This window comes from Paenibacillus sp. FSL E2-0177, from assembly GCF_037992975.1.
Lineage (GTDB): Bacteria > Bacillota > Bacilli > Paenibacillales > Paenibacillaceae > Paenibacillus_AQ > Paenibacillus_AQ odorifer.
This window is the reverse complement of the sequence record NZ_CP150307.1, coordinates 762,137-784,073: the sequence shown is the minus strand read 5'-3', so window position 1 is coordinate 784,073 and position 21,937 is coordinate 762,137. Positions and strand designations below refer to the sequence as shown.

Annotated in this window: 16 protein-coding genes; 5 read left to right on the top strand and 11 right to left on the bottom strand. The window is 47.6% G+C overall.

Annotated features, from left to right (window positions below):
* Positions 1-116 precede the first annotated feature (116 nt).
* From MHI25_RS03565 to MHI25_RS03555, 3 genes are all read right to left on the bottom strand, one after another.
* Complete coding sequence (locus tag MHI25_RS03565) at positions 117-2,456, bottom strand: transglutaminase domain-containing protein (RefSeq protein ID WP_340394979.1); 2,340 nt, start codon at positions 2,454-2,456, stop codon at positions 117-119.
* The gene (locus MHI25_RS03560) at positions 2,425-3,783 is read right to left on the bottom strand and encodes a DUF58 domain-containing protein (protein ID WP_076310655.1); all 1,359 of its coding nucleotides are present in this window, start codon (positions 3,781-3,783) and stop codon (positions 2,425-2,427) included. The genes MHI25_RS03565 and MHI25_RS03560 overlap by 32 nt, the downstream gene beginning before the upstream one ends.
* A gap of 132 nt (positions 3,784-3,915) precedes the next feature.
* On the bottom strand, positions 3,916-5,289 hold the full coding sequence (locus tag MHI25_RS03555; RefSeq protein WP_339171146.1) for a polysaccharide deacetylase family protein: 1,374 nt from the start codon (positions 5,287-5,289) through the stop codon (positions 3,916-3,918).
* Positions 5,290-5,396: 107 nt separating this feature from the next.
* Here MHI25_RS03555 and MHI25_RS03550 point away from each other — a divergent pair, with 107 nt between their 5' ends.
* On the top strand, positions 5,397-6,065 hold the full coding sequence (locus tag MHI25_RS03550) for a DedA family protein (protein ID WP_076106058.1): 669 nt from the start codon (positions 5,397-5,399) through the stop codon (positions 6,063-6,065).
* A gap of 14 nt (positions 6,066-6,079) precedes the next feature.
* Here the strand turns inward: MHI25_RS03550 and MHI25_RS03545 are convergent, their stop codons facing one another.
* Positions 6,080-7,342: an MFS transporter gene (locus MHI25_RS03545; protein WP_340394978.1), complete on the bottom strand. Its 1,263-nt coding sequence runs from the start codon at positions 7,340-7,342 to the stop codon at positions 6,080-6,082.
* 150 nt (positions 7,343-7,492) lie between these two features.
* Here MHI25_RS03545 and MHI25_RS03540 point away from each other — a divergent pair, with 150 nt between their 5' ends.
* Together MHI25_RS03540 and MHI25_RS03535 are read left to right on the top strand one after the other, a co-directional pair.
* Entirely contained in the window at positions 7,493-8,434 is a 942-nt protein-coding gene (locus MHI25_RS03540) for a YafY family protein (protein ID WP_076130530.1), read from the top strand.
* 95 nt (positions 8,435-8,529) lie between these two features.
* Positions 8,530-8,835 (top strand): zinc ribbon domain-containing protein, encoded by a 306-nt coding sequence (locus MHI25_RS03535; protein WP_052096752.1) that lies wholly within the window; start codon positions 8,530-8,532, stop codon positions 8,833-8,835.
* A gap of 84 nt (positions 8,836-8,919) precedes the next feature.
* Here MHI25_RS03535 and MHI25_RS03530 read toward each other — a convergent pair whose 3' ends face one another.
* The 4 genes from MHI25_RS03530 to bcp form a co-directional block, all read right to left on the bottom strand.
* On the bottom strand, positions 8,920-10,431 hold the full coding sequence (locus MHI25_RS03530) for a DHA2 family efflux MFS transporter permease subunit (RefSeq protein WP_076106051.1): 1,512 nt from the start codon (positions 10,429-10,431) through the stop codon (positions 8,920-8,922).
* A complete protein-coding gene (locus tag MHI25_RS03525) occupies positions 10,428-10,880 on the bottom strand; it encodes a MarR family transcriptional regulator (protein ID WP_340394977.1) in 453 nt (150 codons plus the stop codon). Before MHI25_RS03525 ends, MHI25_RS03530 begins: the two co-directional genes overlap by 4 nt.
* Before the next feature lie 216 nt (positions 10,881-11,096).
* Positions 11,097-15,380: an acyl-CoA dehydratase activase-related protein gene (locus tag MHI25_RS03520; RefSeq protein WP_340395654.1), complete on the bottom strand. Its 4,284-nt coding sequence runs from the start codon at positions 15,378-15,380 to the stop codon at positions 11,097-11,099.
* Between the two features lie 123 nt (positions 15,381-15,503).
* Positions 15,504-15,971: a thioredoxin-dependent thiol peroxidase gene (gene bcp / locus MHI25_RS03515; RefSeq protein ID WP_076186308.1), complete on the bottom strand. Its 468-nt coding sequence runs from the start codon at positions 15,969-15,971 to the stop codon at positions 15,504-15,506.
* Between the two features lie 105 nt (positions 15,972-16,076).
* Between bcp and MHI25_RS03510 the strand changes: the two genes are divergently transcribed.
* Complete coding sequence (locus tag MHI25_RS03510; protein ID WP_076307387.1) at positions 16,077-17,123, top strand: LCP family protein; 1,047 nt, start codon at positions 16,077-16,079, stop codon at positions 17,121-17,123.
* A gap of 124 nt (positions 17,124-17,247) precedes the next feature.
* Positions 17,248-18,564 (top strand): glutamate-1-semialdehyde 2,1-aminomutase, encoded by a 1,317-nt coding sequence (locus tag MHI25_RS03505; protein WP_076186305.1) that lies wholly within the window; start codon positions 17,248-17,250, stop codon positions 18,562-18,564.
* A 566-nt stretch (positions 18,565-19,130) separates the two neighbouring features.
* Here MHI25_RS03505 and MHI25_RS03500 read toward each other — a convergent pair.
* The 3 genes from MHI25_RS03500 to MHI25_RS03490 all read right to left on the bottom strand — a co-directional run bounded on the left by MHI25_RS03500 (position 19,131) and on the right by MHI25_RS03490 (position 21,869).
* Positions 19,131-19,751 (bottom strand): hypothetical protein, encoded by a 621-nt coding sequence (locus tag MHI25_RS03500; RefSeq protein WP_076220196.1) that lies wholly within the window; start codon positions 19,749-19,751, stop codon positions 19,131-19,133.
* Positions 19,752-19,923: 172 nt separating this feature from the next.
* On the bottom strand, positions 19,924-20,475 hold the full coding sequence (gene def / locus MHI25_RS03495; protein WP_036679906.1) for a peptide deformylase: 552 nt from the start codon (positions 20,473-20,475) through the stop codon (positions 19,924-19,926).
* A gap of 101 nt (positions 20,476-20,576) precedes the next feature.
* Positions 20,577-21,869: a stalk domain-containing protein gene (locus MHI25_RS03490; protein WP_340394976.1), complete on the bottom strand. Its 1,293-nt coding sequence runs from the start codon at positions 21,867-21,869 to the stop codon at positions 20,577-20,579.
* Positions 21,870-21,937: the final 68 nt, after the last annotated feature.

Genomic DNA, 21,937 nt, shown 5'->3' with positions numbered 1-21,937 from the left:
CTCATCGTCAAGGAAAGGAGGACACGCCTCTCATAATCAGAGAGTGATAAAACTTCATGCAGAACCTTCCTTGCTATGGCATAAATTAGATAGCGGATCTAAGCGTTATTAGCCGTTTATGTTAAACGGAAGGTAATGAGCAGACATTCGCGAATAAACGCGGCCGCATCAGAAGCCGCAGGTTCGCCGCCAAGGGCGGGAGCGGAGTCTACGGGATTGTCGCGGGCAGAGATCACGGCTGTGGAGGCCGAAGCTGGCGCGTACGCCAGGGTCTCCCACTGGCGGACAAACTGCCGGACGGCTACATCTAGTCCGGCATCGTAAATCCGCAGGGAGTCCACATACTCCCTGCCAGTAACGCCGGGCGGCGGCGGTCCAAACCGCTCCGCCAGCCCGTGCCAAGCCAGAGAGGCCGCGCGCAGCTGCCTCTCACGGCTCAAGCTGCTGCCGCGACGCGCGGCCAGCAGCAGAGCCAGGCTGCGCCGCCAGCGCCAAGCGGCGGCGGGAAGCAGCGCCGCGGCAGTCAGCGGCGCTGAAAAGGGCCCGCCCGCCAGCGGCAGGGCGGGCAGTTCCGCGCTGCGCGTTGCTTGCGGTGCGACTGCTGCGGCCGCAGGCCGTGCCGGCGCAGGGAAGCCAGCCGCAAGCGCAGGACCCGGCGTCGGATCGAAAGGAACCCAACCTGCGCCGGCAAAATAAACCTCTACCCAAGCATGCGCATCCCCTTGGGTGACTAAATACTTCGCCGGCATGGCTTCCTCCTGCTGGGTTCCAGGTCCGTAGCCTTGAACATAACGCGCTGGAATACCTGTGCTTCGCAGCAATACGGTCATCGCTGTGGCAAAATGCACACAGTAACCCTGTTTGGTCTCAAACAGGAAATGATCCACAAAATCAGCCCCAGCTGGCGGAACCATGGTATCCAGCGTGTAAGAATACCCGTTTTGCAAATAATCCCGAATAGCGGTTGCGGAGTCATATCGGTTGCCCGAGGAAGCTGTGAGCTTCTCTGCCAGAGCTTTCACTCGCTCAGGTAATAAATCAGGCAGCTGCAAGTATTTATTCTTTATTTCTCGTGGATCAGCGTCACCCAAACCGCGCAGCAGTACTGGATTACTCTCGGGAAGTATAGAATCAACTATATACTCAGTGATCCGAGTTGACCCCACCGAATCTGGCAGACGAAAGGTATCCCTGTCCTTATTCGCCAGAACATAACCAAGCTGGCTGCCATTGGATAGTTGAACTGTCTCAACATCTGTTAGGGTACCCGCATTGAATACAGGAATTCCACCGGAAGAGGGAATAGCAAATTGTATCCGCTGTTGCAAAGTCCGCCCCCCATTAGTAGTGGTTACCGTCGCCGGAATCTGAGGCAGGCTGGACAAGTTAAGCGGAGTAAATTCCTCACCCCCTCTGATCCAACGGCGACCGTCATAATAGGCAATGCTCTCCCCGCGCCAATAGGTACGCTGGCTGGTCAATGCTGTGAAGACTGGCTCGGTATTGCGTGATAATGGAGCACCCAGTTCTCCATCATTTGTACTATACCCTGTTGTTCCTGCAGGTATAGCCTCATTATCTTCCGGCATATGGCCCGAAGCCCATTCCTGCAGCTTTTCAAAGGTTGACTGGAGTGTAGTTTGGTTAGGCGGTCGTACTTCATATACCTGCCCACCAAACCATGCTGTCATCATGACGAATATAGCAGCCGCTAATGCCAAAACTCCCCATCGGGCATACGGCAGGTGAAAGCTGCCCACCCGTTCCCGCAGACGGAGCAAACCACTCATTGCTTGCATCCATACAATAAGCCCCACTGATATTACAACATCCGTTGTCGTATTAACGCCAAAGCCAATATCCAGAACTAATAGATAAATGAGGGTCACCGCTGTAAACAGCAGCGTACTACCTCTGAAAAGTGCAAGCTGCTGCACCGAAGATACCAGCAGCCCCCAGCCAACAATCAAAATCAAAAGTCTGCTGATCTCGCTTAGCTGAGAAACATGCCCGGAAAAGAGCAAAATCAGATCATTTGGAATTTCTAATGCATAAATGCCCAGCCATCCTGTCCCTACGCTCTCGCTGCATAGATATAGCCAAGCTGTTCCGATCATCAAACATTGGATACTTAGCAATAGCCACCCGGGAATCTGAAGGATTCCCCACATCAACAGCACGGCAGCAGAAATCATCAGAACCTGCAGCAATCTAGCAGTATCTTCCAATGAAGTCGTTCTATATAAAGGGAGCAGCCATTCTAAAAACAGCCCCAAAATAGCCAAAGAGAACAGCATGCGATAATACAGAGGTATCTTTCTCTGTTTATCGGCATGACTGTTCTCCAGTTTTTCCAAATGGAGCTGCTTTGGTTCCTTCCCACTGTGCTCATTCATAGAGAAGCTTGTGTCACCCGGTATCCGCTTACCGTAGCGTTGGTTTTCCGGATGATTCATGGTACTCTACCTCCCTGAGCCTGTAAGCTGGCAATGCATCATCCAGACAAAACATCCGTGCTCCCAGACGACCCAGACTATCCCCGACCGTTCCCCGTACAGGCTGGCGGATCTCCTGCAGCATTACCTCAGCAGGCAGCGGAGCTGGCTGATCCCAAGCATAATAGAGCTCAACTTTTACACCTTGCACTAAGAATTTAGCGATAACCTTAGCGGATTGTTCCTCTAATCTTCCGGTCACTATAGCAACGGTCATTCCCGGAATCCAGCCTCTAGAAGCATCCTCCAACAGCTCGGACAGGGTTCTTGTTCCATTCGGAGAAATATCAGTTAGAATATCCAGCACTCTCCCTGGGATTTTACCCAGTCCTTCATGCCTAGCCATTCCTTCCGGCCAGCCTCCGCTAAATAACTGGACATAAGCACCTGACTGCTCAGCAAAGAGCATCAGCCCCATCGCCGTTGACACCGCCTTCTCAAATACCGGAGGCTGCTCCTCCCGACTGCCACGAGGTGTAAGTGCATTGGCTGGAATCTCATAGCTTTTGGGATCATTAGCCAACACGATACAGCTCATTCTTGCCTTTTCACGCTCTGGAACTTTGCTCTGCAGATTTCCTAGCCGGGCGCTGTTCTTCCAATGAATTCGGCTAAGCGGATCACCGGGCTCATATTCCCGCGATTCCATGGTCTCATCATTGCTGCTTCTTCCCCTTCTGGAATAGAGCGAATTACCGCTAATAAAGCCGCTATCCGGGACTGCTCCGCCATAATATAGGGGGGCTGGCAGCACTTTAACGCTATGCTCTTCAGCAGGCTCAGATCGGCCTGTGAACCAGCCGGGCAAATCTCCCCAAGTTACTCTACAGCCCTGCAAATGATGATGTCCCCGCGGCATATTCTCAAGAAGGTAGGTGTATTCAAAAGAGCGTCTGAATCCCGGAAACAGTAGCTTGTGATGTCCTCTATCCCTCCAAAAATCAGCGATAGTCAGCCATGGCAGTGGAAGCCGGGCAGAGAAATTCACCCGTACCTTCACAAGCAGTGTACTTCCAGCTATCGGTCTTACTGGAGTGATTGTCCGTTCAATCTTTATCGCCCGTGGACCTGAAAGTTGAACAATCAGTCCGCCAACCATGATAACGCCTACAGCGATCAGCAGAAATAAGAGTGATGCGCCTCCGCGCCATGCATATAAAACACCTATAATTCCAGCCACAGTCAGCATCCGCAGCCATTCAGCCAACGCACTACGGCTACGCGGATAGCTTCTAACTCTTTCAGTCTTGTTATTTAATTTGTGTTCTACTTTTTTTGAAGAGGACAATGGAACGAACACCCTTCCTTTGGGTCTAGACTTGTTCCCAGCTGAGGAACTTATTACTATCTATTCTTCCCATGAAAAAGGGTGCCCAGACATTGTTTTTTTCTTTTAAAAAAACTGCCTGAGCGCTAAATCTCAGAAGGCTATTATCCGGCGCTCACCTTCCGTCACGCTTATATTTAAAGGAGGATGATCGGCTGTCTCCAGCAGCTCACGCAGCGATACCCAGATAGAACCGCCAATCATCTCCACACTGGCACCGTTTATCTTTTGAACATGATCAGGAAGATTTAACAGGAGTTCCTTGTTCGCCACATCCGCGATGATATCTTTGCCGTTCCAGGCAATCTTCCCACTGCGACTGCCCGCATCCCAACTAATCTGCCCTCCCAGCCGTTCGATCACAGCGCGAAGTGGCACCATATATTTCCCTTTTTGCAGAGCATATTCACCTGGCGCCAGCTTCGTCTCCAGCTTTCCAACCTCCAGCACCAAAGGTTTGCCGGGCGCAAACAGCTCTGCATTCGGTATGATATTCGAGGTGATCCAAGCTTCCGAAGGTTTCACTCTGCCCAAGCTATTTGCTTTTGAGGAGACTCTGAATTGTACAGGCTCCACCGTCTCATCTAAAAGGCCAAAGCTGTACCCAGCAGCCTTATAACGCGCAATAATATCAGGCAGTGCTTTAACACTCTCCTGATGGCCGCCGCCATCATGCAGCAGCAGAATAACCCGAGAGGACTTCAGATCTGCAGTTGACTCTTTTAAGATTTCTGACGCCGGTACCCCTTTGCGTTTAGAATCCCCGCTGTCCACCGTCCAATCCGTAACGATATAACCGGCTTGCTTCAACAAATTGAAGTAGGTATTATCAAAGTGATCAAAGGTTCCGCCCGGGGCGCGGATAAGTTGTGGGCGAACCCCTGTAATGCCCCGAACAATTTCTTCGGTCTTTTTAATCTGGCTCCAAAATTCAGTGAATCCACTATATAAATCATGGTAATTATGATTATAGGTATGATTGCCAATAGCATGTCCTTGTTCCCATATGGCATTAATTAGCTCTGGATGGCTTTTCGCTTGATTACCAAGGACAAAAAAGGTCGCCTTCACACCTTGCTGCTGTAAAATTTTTAGAACGTTGAAGGTATTGTCACTCGGTCCGTCGTCAAATGTAATATAGACCGTTTTTGAAGCTTTCTTTGCGGCCGTAATTGCTGAATATGTTGTCGACACCTTGGATACTTGTGCCGTACTGGAATTCAATTTAACTTCTGGAGAAGCAGTCACAATGGACTCTGCTTTAGGAGGCAATTCTTGCATCGCCACTAACGGGAGATTATTCTTAACAGAGACAGACTCCGCGCTTGCGGAATGTAATGAACGATTCATCCAAGAATCTACACTCTCCCCTGCGTTCCATCCCAGCATTACGATGACGATTACAACCATAACAAGCAATCCGCTTATCAAGTTTCGGCGGCCGTGAGTGTTTTTGTTACCTTTCATCTTCTCTACCTCCAGCATTCTATTGGCTCAAAAGCCATTTGGTAGATTGTATGAAGACAAGCTTCAAAATAGAATAAGGCAACTGCCCCTTGGAGAGTGAGAATCTTATGGAAATGCTGAACTTTATACAAGAATTATTCAGCAAATATGGATATAGCGTATTATTTTTTGGATTGCTGCTCGAATTTGTTGCCTTGCCGTTTCCCGGAGAAACTACCATGGCTTTTGCAGGTTTTCTTTCCTATACGGGAAGACTTGATTTCATAACGTTGATTCTAGTGGCGTTTGCTGGGACCACAGCGGGGATGACCCTCACCTATTTTGTCGGCTTAAAAGCCGGAATGCCCTTCATCCAGCGATACGGAAAGTGGTTGCTGTTCTCCCCTGCCAAGCTGGATAAAACGCAAAAATGGTTCGAGAAATACGGCAGTATCCTTATTTCCATCGGATATTTTATTCCAGGCGTTCGTCACTTTACCGGCTATTTTGCTGGTATAGTTGCGCTGCCCTTCCGTAAATTCGCCCTCTACGCTTATAGTGGAGCATTATTCTGGGTAGTGCTGTTTCTTGGCATAGGACGGGTATTTGGTCCGCAGTGGATGGGTATTTTCCATTTATTCGAGTTATATGCACTATGGATTATCTCTGGCGGTGTAGCTATAGCTGCCCTTGTAATCCTGTATCGCTACCGCAAAAAGATAAGCATCCGCCTGTTCCCGCGCAAAGCTGCCATTAAGCTACAGACTCAGGTTAAAAAAACTTCCAAGGGACGGTGAAGCCACCGCCCTTTTTAAGTACGTTTTTTCTTGCTGCGTACCCCCGCGTATCCTGCGAGTAAAAGCGCAACTATGGCAAATCCCGCTCCCCCAGCAAACCCTACCATTCTTGGTTCTACCCCTTCTAATAGCCACCCGGCGAACAGCATAGATAATCCCAGCAGCGTATTTCCTACTGCAGACAGGAGTCCAAACACAAAGGGCTGCATAGCAGATGGGGTTTCCTGCATAACGAGCGTATCCAGACAGGCATTCCCCGTCCCCCCGGCAAATGACAGCAGGATGTATAACATAAATGCTACCGCAAAATGATTGCTGACACTGATGCCCATCAATAATACTCCTTCTAGTAAAAGCCCTCCGATGGCTACAATCAGCAGCCCCTTTTTTAAATAACGTGAGGTAAAAAAACTAAGGCTAAGACCGATGCCAAGCGCCGCATAAAATGCCCCCACTCCAATATCCCCCGCGTGAAATACCTGTATCGCATAGACACTGATCAGTACATTATCCAGACCATTTAGCAACGGCACCAACAGCTCATAACCGAAAATGACCTGCAACGTTAAGCTTCCGCCAATTACCATTCCCAGAGCACGCAGCCGACCGTATTGTGCTTCTTTATCGGATTTTTCTAAGTCCCCCTCAGGAGAATATGTAGCCTTCTTAGCCACCGTCACCATTTCCGAATGTTGTGGAAAATCGATACCGTAAATTAACATCGCTGCGATTAAAAAAGACACTGCATTCATAATGAACGCTGCCTCCGGACCAAACCACATCGACACCACCCCTCCACTGAACGCTCCAAGGATCAGCACGCAGCCGCTCATTAACTGCTCTAGTCCGTTGACGGTCAGCAGAGAATCTTTGGTGACGAGCAAGGGGATAGTGGACCTACGAACAGGGCTGTAAATGGCTTCACCCGCTGCCAGCAAAAAACTTGCCATATATAACAACCACAGCTTCTCCTCCCCATCCACCCATAAAAAGGCTAAGGCTACTGGGACCCTCAGCATATCTGTAGCTATCATGATATATTTGCGTGGAATTTTGCTGCTAAGTATGCCTCCAAGCGGGGCCAGAAATAAATAAGGAAACAGTCTCACACCTAACGAAATCCCTACCGCCATGCCTGATCCCGTCAACTGCAGAACCAGCGCCAGTACTGCAACGCTAGTAAAACGATCACCAATTCCATTGATCAAGCCGGCTGTGAACAATCGTGAATATCCCTTATGACTCCTAAACATCGCAACAGCTGAGTGATTATTCATAAAATAAACCTCATTTCATCTATTTATACATATATCTAATTAGATATTAATCGAATCATTAATTTATGACAATGCTTTATTTTCAAGGATTTGCTAAGATGAAATACAGCATTACTTCACGGAAATCTCCGGGAAAGAAGGAATTGTCTTTTGAAAATAGATCGATTGCTCTCTATCGTTATCCTGCTAATGAACCGCCGCCTAATTCAGGCGAAGGAGCTAGCCGATATGTTCGAGGTATCTGTGCGCACGATTTATCGTGATATTGAAAGCATTAATGGAGCCGGAATTCCTATCGTCACCTATCAGGGAGCGAACGGTGGGATCGGGCTTATGGAAGGATACCGGCTGGACCGCAATGTTTTGACGGATCGTGAGCTGGCGGATATTTTCACGGCTCTGCAGAGCGTCTCGTCTTATGGAGGAAATGAACATACTCTGCTCATGGAAAAAATCAGCAGCGTAATCCCGCCCTCCCAATCCGCCGCCTTCCGCAGCAAAACGACTCAGCTCATCATCGACTTCTCCCCATGGGGTCTTCAACGTATTCTGGAAGAAAAGCTTGCCACTCTAAAAGAAGCACTTGAGGAAAGCGTGACCGTAAACTTTGATTATGTGGATGCTGCGGGTCAGACAAGCCAGCGTTCGGTAGAGCCCTATACTTTAGTGCTAAAGGGGCAAGCATGGTACTTATATGGATTTTGTCTCAATCGTCAGGATTTCCGTCTATTTAAGCTGTTGCGCATGAAAGAGCTCGTTAAGAATACCCAAGTTTTTATTGCAAAAGATGTGGATGCAAGCGAGCTGCCTTGGAGCAACGAGTATCAGAGATCAACCGTAACAACAGCAACACCCATCGTTTTGCAGTTTAAGGCTGAAAGCAAACATCTAGCGGAAGAGCGGTTTGATTCTACCGAGCTACTGCCCGACGGTAATGGAGGTTACAAGGTAACCATCAACTATCCTGAGGATGGATGGCTGTATGGTTTCCTGCTAAGCTTCGGGATGCATGTAGAAATCTTAGAGCCACCGCATATTCGGCAAAAGCTGGGGCAGCTTGCAGCAGGCATAGCAGCAAAATATACAACCTAACAATAAACCTGACGGAATGCCGTCAGGTTTATTGTTCTATACTGAACTTAAAGCGGGCGCTCGAGAGCTTGCATACCTTTAAAGGAGTGTTAAATATGGGACATGAACATGTAGAGCAAGGAGATCTTAAAATTTGTCAAAGCTGTGGGATGCCAATGCCTACGGCGGAATTGCTTGGAACGGACCAGAATGGCAACAAGATCGAAGATTACTGCGTGTACTGCTATGAGAATGGCGCATTCAAACAGCCTAACATCACGTTGCAAGAAATGGCTGACATTTGTACAGGCTATATGGTCGAAGAAGGAATGGATGAGAATGTTGCCCGTAAACTTCTCGCGGAGCAGCTGCCACATCTGAAACGTTGGAGCGATCCTGCAGCTGTGTCTCCAGCTAACTAATAGCATCACAACAAAAGAAGCGCCCTACGGAACCATAACAGTTCGTAGGACGCTCCTTTTTCCATTCTTTGTTAACCCAGTTTTTTATTGATTGTCCTGCTGTGGCTGCACTTCTTCCGTCTTCAGGAAGTCTGGCTGCGGTGAAGTCTTTTTAATAAAGAAAGCCAATACCAAAGCAACTACAGTGATCCAGGTAGCAATGTTAAAGGCATGCGTAACCCCGCTAATTGTAGCCTCTTGCGTAAGCTTAAGCATCGCTGCTTTATCGTTTAACGAAACCGTTCCGCTCATAAGCGTATCAGTGATTGTGCTCTTCGTCTTATTGGTCATTAGACTGACGAACAACGCCATTCCCAGCGCGCCTCCGACCGTCCGCAACGTATTCGACATTGCTGTACCATGCGAGCTTAAACGCTGTGGAAGCTGGTTAAGTCCAGCCGTTACAATCGGCATCGATAACATCGACATGCCTAACATCCGAACCGTGTAAGTAATAATCATATGCGTATACGTCGTACTGTCTGTAAGCTGGCTGAATTGCCAGGTCGTAATTACTGTAATAATCAGGCCTACCACAGACAGCCATCTTGCCCCGATTTTATCAAATATAATCCCCGTGATTGGAGACATAATTCCCATTAGAATGGCTCCCGGCAACAGCATAAGCCCGGACTCCATTGGCGTAAAGCCACGGATCGTCTGCAAATAAATCGGCAGCAAAATCATACCCGAATATAAAGCCATCGTAATGATGATATTGATTAATGTCGTGAGTGAATACATATTGTATCTGAAAATCCGGAACTCAAGCAGTGGTGTCTCAGCCTTAAGCTCTCTCCATACGAATAAAGCCAGTGCAATCACACCCACAATGAGGCAGGTAATGACTGTTGCACTTCCCCAACCATCGGTTCCAGCATCACTGAAGCCGTACAACAATCCCCCAAAACCAATGGTAGACAGGATAACACCCGTTTTATCCAGCTTCGGAGAAGTTGTTTGCCCTACATTTTGCATTGTTTTCATACCTAGCAAGGTAGAAAGAATAGCCAGCGGAAGAACGATAAAGAACAATACGCGCCAAGAATAGTTCTGAACTACCCACCCTGACAACGTTGGACCTACAGCTGGTGCAAAAATCATGGCTACCGCCATTAGCCCCATCGCTTTTCCCCGCTCTTCAATTGGGAAGATGCGAAGAAACACAATATTCATTAACGGCATCAAAATCCCTGCGCCAACCGCCTGAATGACTCTGCCGACCATGATCATTTCAAAGCCTGTTCCGATTCCACAGACAAGTGTACCTAACGAAAAAAGTGACATCGCGGTGATGAATAGCTGGCGGGTCGTAAACTTTTCCACCAGAAACGCACTAATCGGTATCAGCACACCGTTCACGAGCATAAATCCCGTTGTTAGCCACTGTGCCGTATTCGTTGCGATTTTTAGATCGTCCATTATGCTCGGCAATGCCACATTAAGAAGTGTTTGGTTCAAAAGTGCGACAAATGCACCTATTAAGAGCGCTGCAATAATCGGTCCTCTACGTATTCCCTTAGTTGCCGCTGCAGCGTTACCTGTAATTGTACTCATAAATTCTGTTTGTCTCTCCCCTGCTCTAAGATCTGAATGATTTCGGTATGAATCCTAAGTAATTCGCCTGCATCCTCGGCAGGTATATTGGATAGTGGAAGTAAGTGTCTTCTGAGCGATTGCTTACTTCTTTCCCTGATCTCTCTGCCCTTTTTAGTAATCGCCAAGTTGTATATACGCCGATCTACCTCAGAGCGCTGTCTTGTGATCAAATCGGCTTTCACCATCCGGTCCACTACGCCGCTCGCTGCACTGTTCCCCAAATGTAATAGCTCGGCAAGATCTGTAATGCCAATATCGGGATTTGCAGATATTTTGCGGAGAACCATCAACTGTGTTGGTGTGATGTCCAGCTCTTCGGCATCCTTCCACAGCAACTGCTGAAATGCATGGCTAATCCGGCGAAAAGAGGAGAAAATATCATCTAATTGCTGCTCCTTATCTTCCAAATCTTCACCTCCAAAGAATTAATTAGTTAGACCATCTAATAGTTCGCATGCGTACTATTTTACACCTTAACTAAATTTCGGTCAATATTTTGCTGTAACTTTCTGAAAGGTAATTTTATATTGCAGGAAAAACATGAAAATCATACATAAGTGCACAAAGCATAAAAAAAGCGAACCAAGGTAGATCCTTGGCCCGCTTTTTCGTCTGAACAATGCTCAGGTTAAGCTGTATGAACTTTCAGGTAAAGTCTGCTGCTGAGGCTTATCCTGCAGTTTTAAATTAGATGGCTTAGTCTCTTCCTGGCTGCTGGCAATTGACATCATCAGCTTGATCCGATTCGCTTGGTTGACTACGCTGACTCCAGCATCATAGTCAATCGCCACGATATTTGCACCCGGATATAATTCCTTAAGACCTTTAATCATCCCACGCCCGGTGATATGGTTGGGCAGGCACGCGAACGGTTGAATACAGGCGATGTTGTTCACACCATTATCCAACAAATCCATCATTTCTGCGGTTAAAAACCAGCCCTCACCCATCTGATTCCCTACGGACACCAGTCGGCTGGCCTTCTCGGCAAGACCATAAATATTCTCCCGTCCTTTAGCCAGCCCCGCATCCTCAAGGGCAACCTTAATCGGCTTACGGTAAATTTCCAGATAAGAGATCAGCATGGGATTGATATAGCCGAGCCGTTTGCTTTTGCCGAATTGCTCAGCTTTGTAGATCGGATTATATACACAATAGAAAATGAAATCCAGGAAATCCGGCATTACCGCTTCCCCGCCCTCTGCCTCGATCATCTCTATAATGCGGTTATTAGCATCCGGATGAAATTTGATCAGGATCTCACCGACAATGCCTACTCTTGGTTTAGTAACACCTGTAACGGGCAGCTTGCAGAACTCTGCAACAATCTCACGAATCAGGCGTTTGTATTCTCGGAATGAAAAGTTGGATAAGCTTGCCTTGCAACGCTCCATCCCTTTGCGGAATAGAACTTCCGCACTTCCTGGAACAACCTCATGCGGCCTAAAGTGATTTAACATCCGCATCATAAGATCACCATAACAAGCGGCAGCTATCAACCGATTCGCCAGCTTAAGACTGATACGGAAACCCGGCTGATTCTCCATCCCTGAAGCGTTGAGTGAAATCACCGGAATTTGTTCTAGGTCTGAATCCTTTAAGGCTTTGCGCAGCAAAGAAATATAATTCGTAGCCCGGCAGCCGCCACCCGTCTGTGACATAATCACAGCAGTACGATCCGGATCGTATTCCCCACTTTTCAGCGCCGACAGAATCTGGCCAATCGTCACAATTGCCGGATAACACGCATCATTATTAACGTATCTCAGACCTTCTTCTGTCTCTTCGGGTCCGGTCGTCTCAAGTATCTTCAGACGGTATCCGGCATCGCGAAACACCTGCTCAAACAATTCAAAATGAATAGGCGACATCTGTGGTGCAAGAATGGTATAGGTCTCTTTCATTTCCTTCGTAAATAACACATTAGCCTGCACTTTTGGCGGCTTTTGCGGCACTACCTTACCTTTTTCACGCTCACGCATTGCCGCCAGCAATGAACGAAGCCGAATGCGCGCTGCACCAAGATTGCTGATCTCATCGATTTTGATCAATGTATATACCTTGTTATGTCTTTCCATAATATCCTGTACGGCATCACAAGTGATCGCATCGATCCCACAGCCGAAGGAAGTCAATTGAACAAGCTCCAGATCCGAGCGGACTGCAGCAAGGCGGGCTGCACGGTACATCCGGGCATGGTAGGTCCACTGATTAACGACAGCCACATCCCCTTCGCTGTGGTCCAGATGGCAGACAGAATCTTCTGTCAGCACGGCGAGTCCCATCCCGGTTATCATATCCGCTATCCCGTGATTAATCTCAGGATCGGCATGATAAGGGTGCCCGCAGAGCAGGATTCCTTTGGTTCCAGTATCAGCTAGGTACACAAGGGTCTCTTCCCCTTTGGTACGCACATCACCTTTGGCGTTATCAGCCTCTGTAAGTCCCGCCTGCACCGCGGACGCAATCTCTTCTCGCGGAATGCTGGTAAATGTCTTCACCAGCCCTTTGGTCAGCGCAGAAATATCATCAAAGGTCAGGAATGGACTGACAAGCTTGATTCCATTGTCCTTTAACCCATCCATATTGTTGCGAATGACTTCGGGATAAGAGGCGACCACTGGACAATTGAAGTGATTATCCGCAGCTTCATCTTCTTTTTTCTCATACACCACCGCTGGATAAAAAATAAAATCGACACCTTTACCGATCAGGCTTTGCACATGTCCATGGGCCATCTTCGCAGGATAACATATCGATTCTGAAGGAATCGTATCCATGCCGCTTTCGAAGAGCTTCTTGCTTGATTTAGGGGAGAGAATCACCCGATAGCCCAGTTTGGTGAAAAAAGTGTGCCAGAACGGGTAATTCTCAAACATATTCATGGTACGCGGAATCCCGACGGTCCCCCGCCATGCCCCTGTTTCCGGTAAACTCTCGTACTCAAAAAACCGTTCATATTTATACTGCATCAGATTCGGCAGGACATTTTTCTCTTTTTTGACTCCTGCGCCGCGTTCGCAGCGATTGCCGGTCACATAAAAGCTCTTATCCGGAAAACGACTGATCGTCAGCGCACAGTTATTCCCACAGCGGCCACAGCGGCCTGAGGAGACCTCATATTTAAAGCTGGCAAGCTCCTCTGCTCCAAGCAGCGTACTGGATCCGTTAACCCCTGCTTGCTCACGCGCAATCAGTGCACAGCCGTAAGCTCCCATTACGCCAGCTATATCCGGTCTAACCACCGTCCGCCCCGTCAAGGACTCAAAGGCGCGCAATACAGCTTCATTATAGAAGGTACCGCCCTGAACGATGATATTTCGCCCTAAGTCCTCCGGATTGCGGATTTTAATTACCTTTTGCAGAGCATTCTTGATCACAGAGTAGGCAAGACCCGCCGATAAATCCGCTAATGATGCGCCCTCCTTCTGAACCTGCTTGACCTTAGAGTTCATGAACACCGTGCAGCGCGAGCCCAAATTAACAGGCTGAGTCGTTTCGAGTGCAGTTTTGGCAAATTCCTCGATCCCAAGTCCGAGGGCAGAGGCAAAGCTCTCCAGAAAAGAGCCACAACCGGCTGAACAAGCTTCATTGAGCATAAGGCTGTCGATAGCACCGCCACGGATTTTGATGCACTTCATGTCCTGACCACCGATATCCAGTATGAAATCTACTTCTGGCATGAACTTGGAAGCTGCCTTGTAGTGTGCAACAGTCTCTACTTCTCCGCCATCTGTCCGCAGAGCGGCCTTGATTAACCCCTCACCGTACCCTGTCACATATGATCCTGCGATATGGCAGCCTTCAGGCAGAACCCGGTAGATCTCCTTCAGTGCATCGCTGACCGAATGCAGCGGGTTGCCTTTGTTGCTGCCATAAAAGGTATAGAGAATTTCGTCAGCCGAACCGGTTAACACGAGTTTAGTTGTGGTTGAGCCGGCATCAATTCCTAGATAACAAGGTCCACGATATAAGGCTAAATCTGATCTCGCTGCAGAGGCTTTGCCGTGACGAAGCCGAAATTCTGCAAGCTCAGCGGCATTCTCAAAAAGCGGAGGCAATTCAGCATCCGCAGCTCGATCCGCAGTAAAATCAACCGCCGCAATTCGCGTGATCCAGCTTGAAAGTGGCAATACGACTGGATCAGCTTCGGAGAGCGCAGCTCCAATCGCCACGAAATACTGTGAGCGTTCCGGGAACAGGATATCCTCCTCCGCCAGCTCCAGCGTTTCCGCAAAACGCTGCCGCAAGGCAGGCAGGAAGGTCAGCGGGCCGCCAAGAAAAGCCACCCGTCCTCGAATCGGACGTCCACAAGCAAGACCGCTAATCGTCTGATTAACGATACTCTGAAAGATCGAAGCCGCCACATCCTCCCGGCGTGCTCCTTCATTAAGCAGCGGCTGTACATCGCTTTTGGCAAATACACCACAGCGTGAAGCTATGGGATAGATTCGCTCATGCTTCTCCGCCAAAACATTTAAGCCTGCCGGATCGGTCTGCAGCAGCGCTGCCATCTGATCGATGAACGCTCCCGTTCCGCCCGCGCAGGCTGTATTCATACGCTGCTCAATGCCGCCCCGAAGATATATTATCTTAGCGTCCTCTCCACCCAGTTCAATCGCCGTGTCACATTCCGGGATCAGCGCACTGATCGCCTTCGTACAGGCAATCACCTCCTGAATAAAGGGAACTCCACCTAATTTGGATAAAGACAACCCCGAGGAACCGCTTACAGTAAGCCTAGCTCCCCTCTCTGGGAATCTGTCACGTACATCAGACAGAAGAGAGAGGGCCGCTTTTTTAATATCGCTATAATGTCTTACATAGTCTTGATAAACAATGATGTCCCGCTCTATGACAACTAATTTAGCAGTAGTTGATCCGATATCAAGCCCAATATGCAGCATTATCACTCCACCACCTCTTCTTGCTCCAAATTTGAAGCAATTATGAGGAAACTATATCATGACAACACCTTATATAAGCTGTTAAAAATGTAATAGACATCAATAAAAAGTAATTAGTAAAATTTATGATTCGCTTATTCCTGCTATCGTGTTTGCGACATGCCCTTTTACCCTTACCTTCCGCCATTCTTCCACTAATATCCCCTGCTCATCAATCAGAAAAGTAGATCGCACAATTCCCATAAATTCTTTGCCGTAAAGTTTCTTGAGCTGCCATACGCCGAACATTTCACTTACCTTATGATCCTCATCAGACAGCAGTGGAAAGGGCAAACTATGCTTCTCTGTAAATTTAGCGTGTGATGCCAAAGAGTCCGGACTAATGCCCAGAACAACCGCACCCACCGCCGTGATTTGATCAAAAGCATCACGAAATTCGCAGGCCTCCTGCGTGCAGGCTGGTGTCATATTTTTAGGGTAAAAATATAAGATGACCTTTCGGCCCAAGAAATCACTCAAACTAACCTCATGCCCATTGGAAGAGGGAAGGGTGAAATTGGGTACTTTTTGTCCAATAGCTACTTCGATCAAGATATATCCACTCCTTCTAAAGATTGGGGAATTATTCCTAAATTGCACGTATCCCCAAAAGAAATTATAATGTAGTCAACGTGAATGCGAAAGGAAGAACGAGAAATGCCACCTAGAAAGAAAAGGCACGCAAAGACTGGTAAGTCAAAAAAGAAACCGCTGCTTTGGACGCTGGCCATTATACTCCTCCTTATTATCGGTGGGGCCATTTTCTACATTACAACCATTTACAATGAGCTTGGTAGCATGTCGAATACTGAAGATTCCCCTTTTCAAAATGCAGAGACCGTTGATGTCGACACCCCTGAGCCTCCTAAGTGGGAAGGTACAGAGCCTGTTAATATCCTATTAATGGGTGTAGATGCCCGAGGTGTGAAGAAAGGGGAAATCCCCCGTTCAGATACAATGCTCGTCGCTTCTCTTGACCCTGTGAAGAAGAAAATCAGTGTATTTTCAATACTGAGAGATACGTACGTTCCGATTCCAGATCATGGCGAGAAACGTATTAATACAGCGATTATTTATGGACCTAATACTGCGATGCAGACCGTCAGCGATCTGCTCGGTATCCCAATTCAATATTATGTCTACACGGACTTCCAAGGATTCATCAAGCTGGTTGATGCCGTTGGGGGTGTGGATTATGAAGTCGAAAAAGATATGGTCTACAAAACCGTTGCAGACGGTCCGGAATATGATATTGATCTAAAAAAAGGATATCAGCATCTTGACGGCAACATGGCGCTACAATATGTTCGCTTTCGGCATGACGCTACCTCCGATTTCACTCGAACCGAGCGCCAACGCGGTTTTCTCAAGGCTGTGGCTGATAAGCTGATCAGCACCACCTCCATTGTCAAGCTGCCAAATATCCTGTCGCAGGTTACGCCTTATATTGAAACCAATATGTCAGTTAATGATATGTGGAAGCTGGCAAGCGTAGGGTATAATAGCAGTATGGGTGGCAGTGAGCAAATTCCGCCAATGGATCTGCTCACTGAGGAGACTACAAGTGACGGATCACAGGTTATCGGAATTCGTAGCGAAAAGAAGCTAAAAGAATTTATACAGGATACCATAAATGGTCCTGAGCCAACACCAACCCCTACATCGGAGAACACCTCCAATAGCAGTTCTGGCGGGACCCATTAAGGGCCTGACAAGCAAAGTTCACATGTACACAAAGCAGTGACTTGGTATAATACGGGCGGACAACGGAAAACACCGTTGTTCGCCCGTTCCCTTGAGCACCAACAATCGAAAGGATGATCACATTATGAATCGCTCCACATCTGAACAACTTTATCACGAAGCCCTCCAGCATATCGTTGGGGGTGTAAATAGCCCTTCCCGCTCCTTCAAAGCCGTTGGCGGCGGAGCACCTGTATTTATGAAACGCGCCAGTGGATCTCACTTCTGGGATGAAGACGGCAATGAATATATCGATTATCTCCAAGCCTATGGACCGATCATTACCGGCCATGCCCACCCTCATATTACCAAAGCAATTACGACAGCAGCAGAAAATGGTGTTCTTTACGGAACCCCAACCCAGCTCGAAATTAAACTTGCTAAAATGCTAAAAGAAGCCATTCCTTCTATGGATAAAGTACGTTTCGTCAATTCCGGAACCGAAGCGGTTATGACAACGATTCGTGTAGCCCGTGCCTATACAAAACGCAGCAAAATCGTAAAATTTGCTGGCTGTTACCACGGCCACTCTGATCTGGTGCTTGTAGCAGCAGGATCCGGACCTTCTACACTTGGCATTCCAGACAGTGCCGGTGTTCCAAGCAGTATCGCCCAGGAGGTAATCACCGTTCCCTTTAATGATCTGGACAGCCTGAAAGAGGCGCTGGAGAAATGGGGCGAAGATGTCGCAGCTGTTATGGTTGAACCGATTGTGGGGAATTTCGGCATGGTGATGCCTAAGCCTGGTTTCCTCGAAGGACTTTGCAAGCTGGCTCACGATAATGGCTCCCTTGTTATTTATGACGAAGTCATTACTGCCTTCCGCTTCCATTATGGTTCTACACAAACCTATGCGGGGCTGGATAATCATGAGGACATTACTCCTGACCTTACTGCACTTGGTAAAATCATCGGTGGCGGCCTGCCTATCGGCGCTTACGGCGGCCGCAAGCATGTTATGGAACAGGTAGCTCCACTTGGACCGGCATATCAAGCCGGCACAATGGCGGGCAATCCTGCGTCTATCTCTGCAGGGATTGCTTGTTTAGAGGTTCTGAGTGCAGAGGGTGTATACGAAGAAATGGATCGGCTTGCAATCCGCCTCGCCGATGGACTTAAAGCATCTGCAGACCGTCATGGGATTCCACTGACAATCAACCGCATCCGTGGTTCGTTCTCCACTCATTTCTGTAATCATCCGGTTACGAATTATGACGAGGCTCAGGATACAGACGGCGAATTGTTCGCCAGCTTCTTCCGGCATATGCTGAACCGTGGCATTAACCTTGCCCCTTCGAAATACGAAGCTTGGTTCCTGACCACAGCACATACTGATGCAGATATTGATGCTACACTTGTCGCAGCTGAAGAATCCTTCCGCGCTATGGCGACTGAGAAATAAGAATGGATTATGAAACGCAGTGCTCTATAAGCTGAATAACAGCTGCATAGATTAAGGGGCTGTCCCAGTCCCATAAACCGCAAATGTTAAAAGAGCAGCGATTCTCCTATATTGGAGGATCGCTGCTCTACATTTTTACTCATCCACAGTCTGCATCTGTAGCTTGTGGCAAGCTTAAGCCAGCCGTTCTCAAGCGTCAATTTCTCTAGGCTACGTAACAGGTATCGCCGGACCTTCCCCGTGTTTAGTGCAAGGGTTAGGGAGCTTCGATAGATAATCAGGGAAATCCTCCCTATAATTTAGCTAATTTAGCGGAAAACAAGGAACTTACCCGTTTTTTAGGGAGAAAATCCCTAATTCTGTTCATTTACAGAGAATATAGGTTATTTTCAGGGAGTTTTTCCGTAATAACTCTGTAGCTCACACCGCAAAAAGCAGAAACACACCGTATATAGTCTAGGGGTTAAAGAAAGAATCGTTTTGTAAGAGTGTGAGCGATAGTGACCACCTTTATCTACGGATTTCATCCGCTAACAGCGTTTGGAAGTCCAAATATTCTACTACTCTCATGTAAAATCCACCTGCTTGTCCAACGTAATCTCAGTCATTAACGGTCTTAACATTTGCTCGCTCCCAGGCACTAGTGAAAACTCTACACCCTCCAGATGCTCCGGCAGCGTTGGGGCGACCAAGAATTGCATTTGTGTATGCGCTCCACCTCCATGACCACCATGCGGCTGCACTTCATATTCATTCTCACCCGCCACTTCAAGCGTTAAAGCCGTTCGAAGATGAATATGTCCTACAGCTTCTTTTAAATATTTGATTTCCACAGTAACTATGCTGAAGGCTTCATACTGCATAGCATGCGTAAGTATATACTCGCATTCTTCAACGACCGTCCGCTTCACAATCGGAAGCACTCCCAGCAATAAACCAGGCTCTTCCCAATATTGTCTTCTGGGTACAGTTTCATTCATAAGGTGCAAATGCTGCACAATCTGAGTAGTATTCATCTCGAATCTAGTTGCCCATTCCTCAAGTAGCTTACTATCAGGGGATAATCGTTTCTTGCCTGTTATAGCTTTACGTTCCTGAATCAGACTCAAAATCTGCTCATCAATCTTTTTAACCTCATCATTATATTCGTTGGCGAATCCTCTAATTGGCATTCTGCTCCAGTTCATTTAACACCCTCCTCTTATTACTAATTTAAATCCATTAATTGTAAGGGTACATCCTTTCGATTGATTTGTAAAATATTTGAAATATCATAATCTTGCCGATAGGTAAAAAAAAAAAAGCGACCATCAGCTTTACGCTGTAAGGTCGCCCGCTTTTTAATTCAGAGTTACTCTCCTACTCATATAAGTTCCGGATCTCCACGCCCTGAGGCAGCTTAAACGGATTCTCCTTGTTAATTCGGTCATAGAACATAATCCCATCGAGATGGTCTATTTCATGCTGGATGATGATAGCTTGGTAGCCCTTAAATTTAAGGACAACCTCCTTGCCCTCCAGATCATAACCCTTCACCTTCACGGTTTCATACCGAGGTACAAAGCCATGCACGGGACGATCAACGGACAGACAGCCCTCGCTTTCTGGTAAGTACACCATAGACAAGGAGTGGCTTATGATCTTAGGGTTAACCCAAGCATGCTCTACAGCCCGCCCTCTCTCGTCTGTAAGATACATCGCGAACATACGCTTCTCCAGTCCGATTTGATTCGCCGACAGACCTACGCCAGAGCGCAGCTTATATTCTTCGGAAATCTCCGGGTCCTGACTGTTCTTCAGAAATTGAAGCATACATTGCAAAGCCTCACGATCTTCCGCCTGTAATGGAAGCTCCACTGGTTGTGCTACGGTACGAAGTACGGGATGACCCTCCCGCACTATATCATCCATGGTGATGATATATTCAGCATTATATTTTGAACTAGACAATATTCCATCCACCTTTTCCTTACGGGCTTAATTTAATTTCTTATGATGTATAGTATGCAGCTTTATGGATTTATGAAAGCAGTTCGCAGTTTGCTGCTGTAATTAACATCGAATCCAAGTCCTGTCGCCAAAGCGGCAAGGGGTAAGTAGGTTTTGTCCTCCTTGCCTACCTTTTGCAGAAAAGCTGGAGTATCAATAGCCACGTTCTCTCCATTCACCTTAATAAATTTCGAGCCAATGGTGATCACAACGGTTCTTCCACCATACACGATGGTAGCGCTGGAGGTTTTGTTATCCCACTTCCCGCTTGCGCCCACGGCATTTAGAATATCTTTTAGCGCCAAAAAGTTCTGCCCATTTTTAAGGATAGGCTTATTGGGTGTATTCAACTCCACGCCCTTCACTACAATCGACATCGGTACCGATGCAGTAGCCATTGTAGCTACAGTAGGAACGCGATACTCTCCCCATTGTAACTCCGCAAAGACCTTAGCAATAGTCTCGTATCCAAGCTGCGTCGGGTGAAAATCAGTTTGCCCTGCTCCAATAATATGTGTCAGCGAGCCTTCTACCCCGGCAAACTTAGCCGCAACATGAGCTACAAGCACCTTCGCTCCCTCTTGGTTCACGCTTGCAGCTACACTATCCGCTGCTTCCGTAAATTTGCCCGCTGCCGTCATTAATCTGTTGTACATTTGACCAAGCGCAACCTTAGGGGCAGGCTGATATTGATCGGCCAGTATAATCGTCGTTTGCGGACTTACCGCACGAATATTCTCCAGCACTGCCTTCACATTTGTTTGATAATCCGCTAGCCGCTGGTCCAGCTGTGTTTGGAAATCCGCATCCGTCAGCTCCTTGAACTGCAAGAACAGACTGCTTACATCATTCCCACCAATCGTAATGGTAATCAGATCAGCTTCCTTAAGCTCTGCTGCGATCTGCGGAGTTAGCTTCACGAACTGCTCTATTCGTGGATCTGGGAGACCTGCCTGAACTCCTTCAGCAGTAATCACTGAACCATCCTTGATCGCTCCTGTGTAATTACGTAATCCGGCCGTAGTCAGCCCTAGAATACCATAATTAGTAAGTTCACTTCTGCCATGATACCAGCCCTGCTCAAGCAATCTCTCCGCATAGCCGTATGGCTTAGTATTCACGTCCGTCATTCCTGGCTCGTAGCCAGCAGTAATGGAATCACCTAGAGCTACGATGCGAAAGACATCTTGCCCAGAGTCTTGTATTGCAGTCGTGTCAGCCGCATTTGCCGTGCCTGCTCCTACGCTAATCAGCGCAGATAACAAAAGCAGGCTGCTTATGCCAGCTGCCCAATTTTTTTTCCAATTGCCTAGCATCGTATCCCTCCCAAATTGTTCTAATTCCATTCTACCATCCCAGGATAGCAACGCAAAAGAGCGGCCTC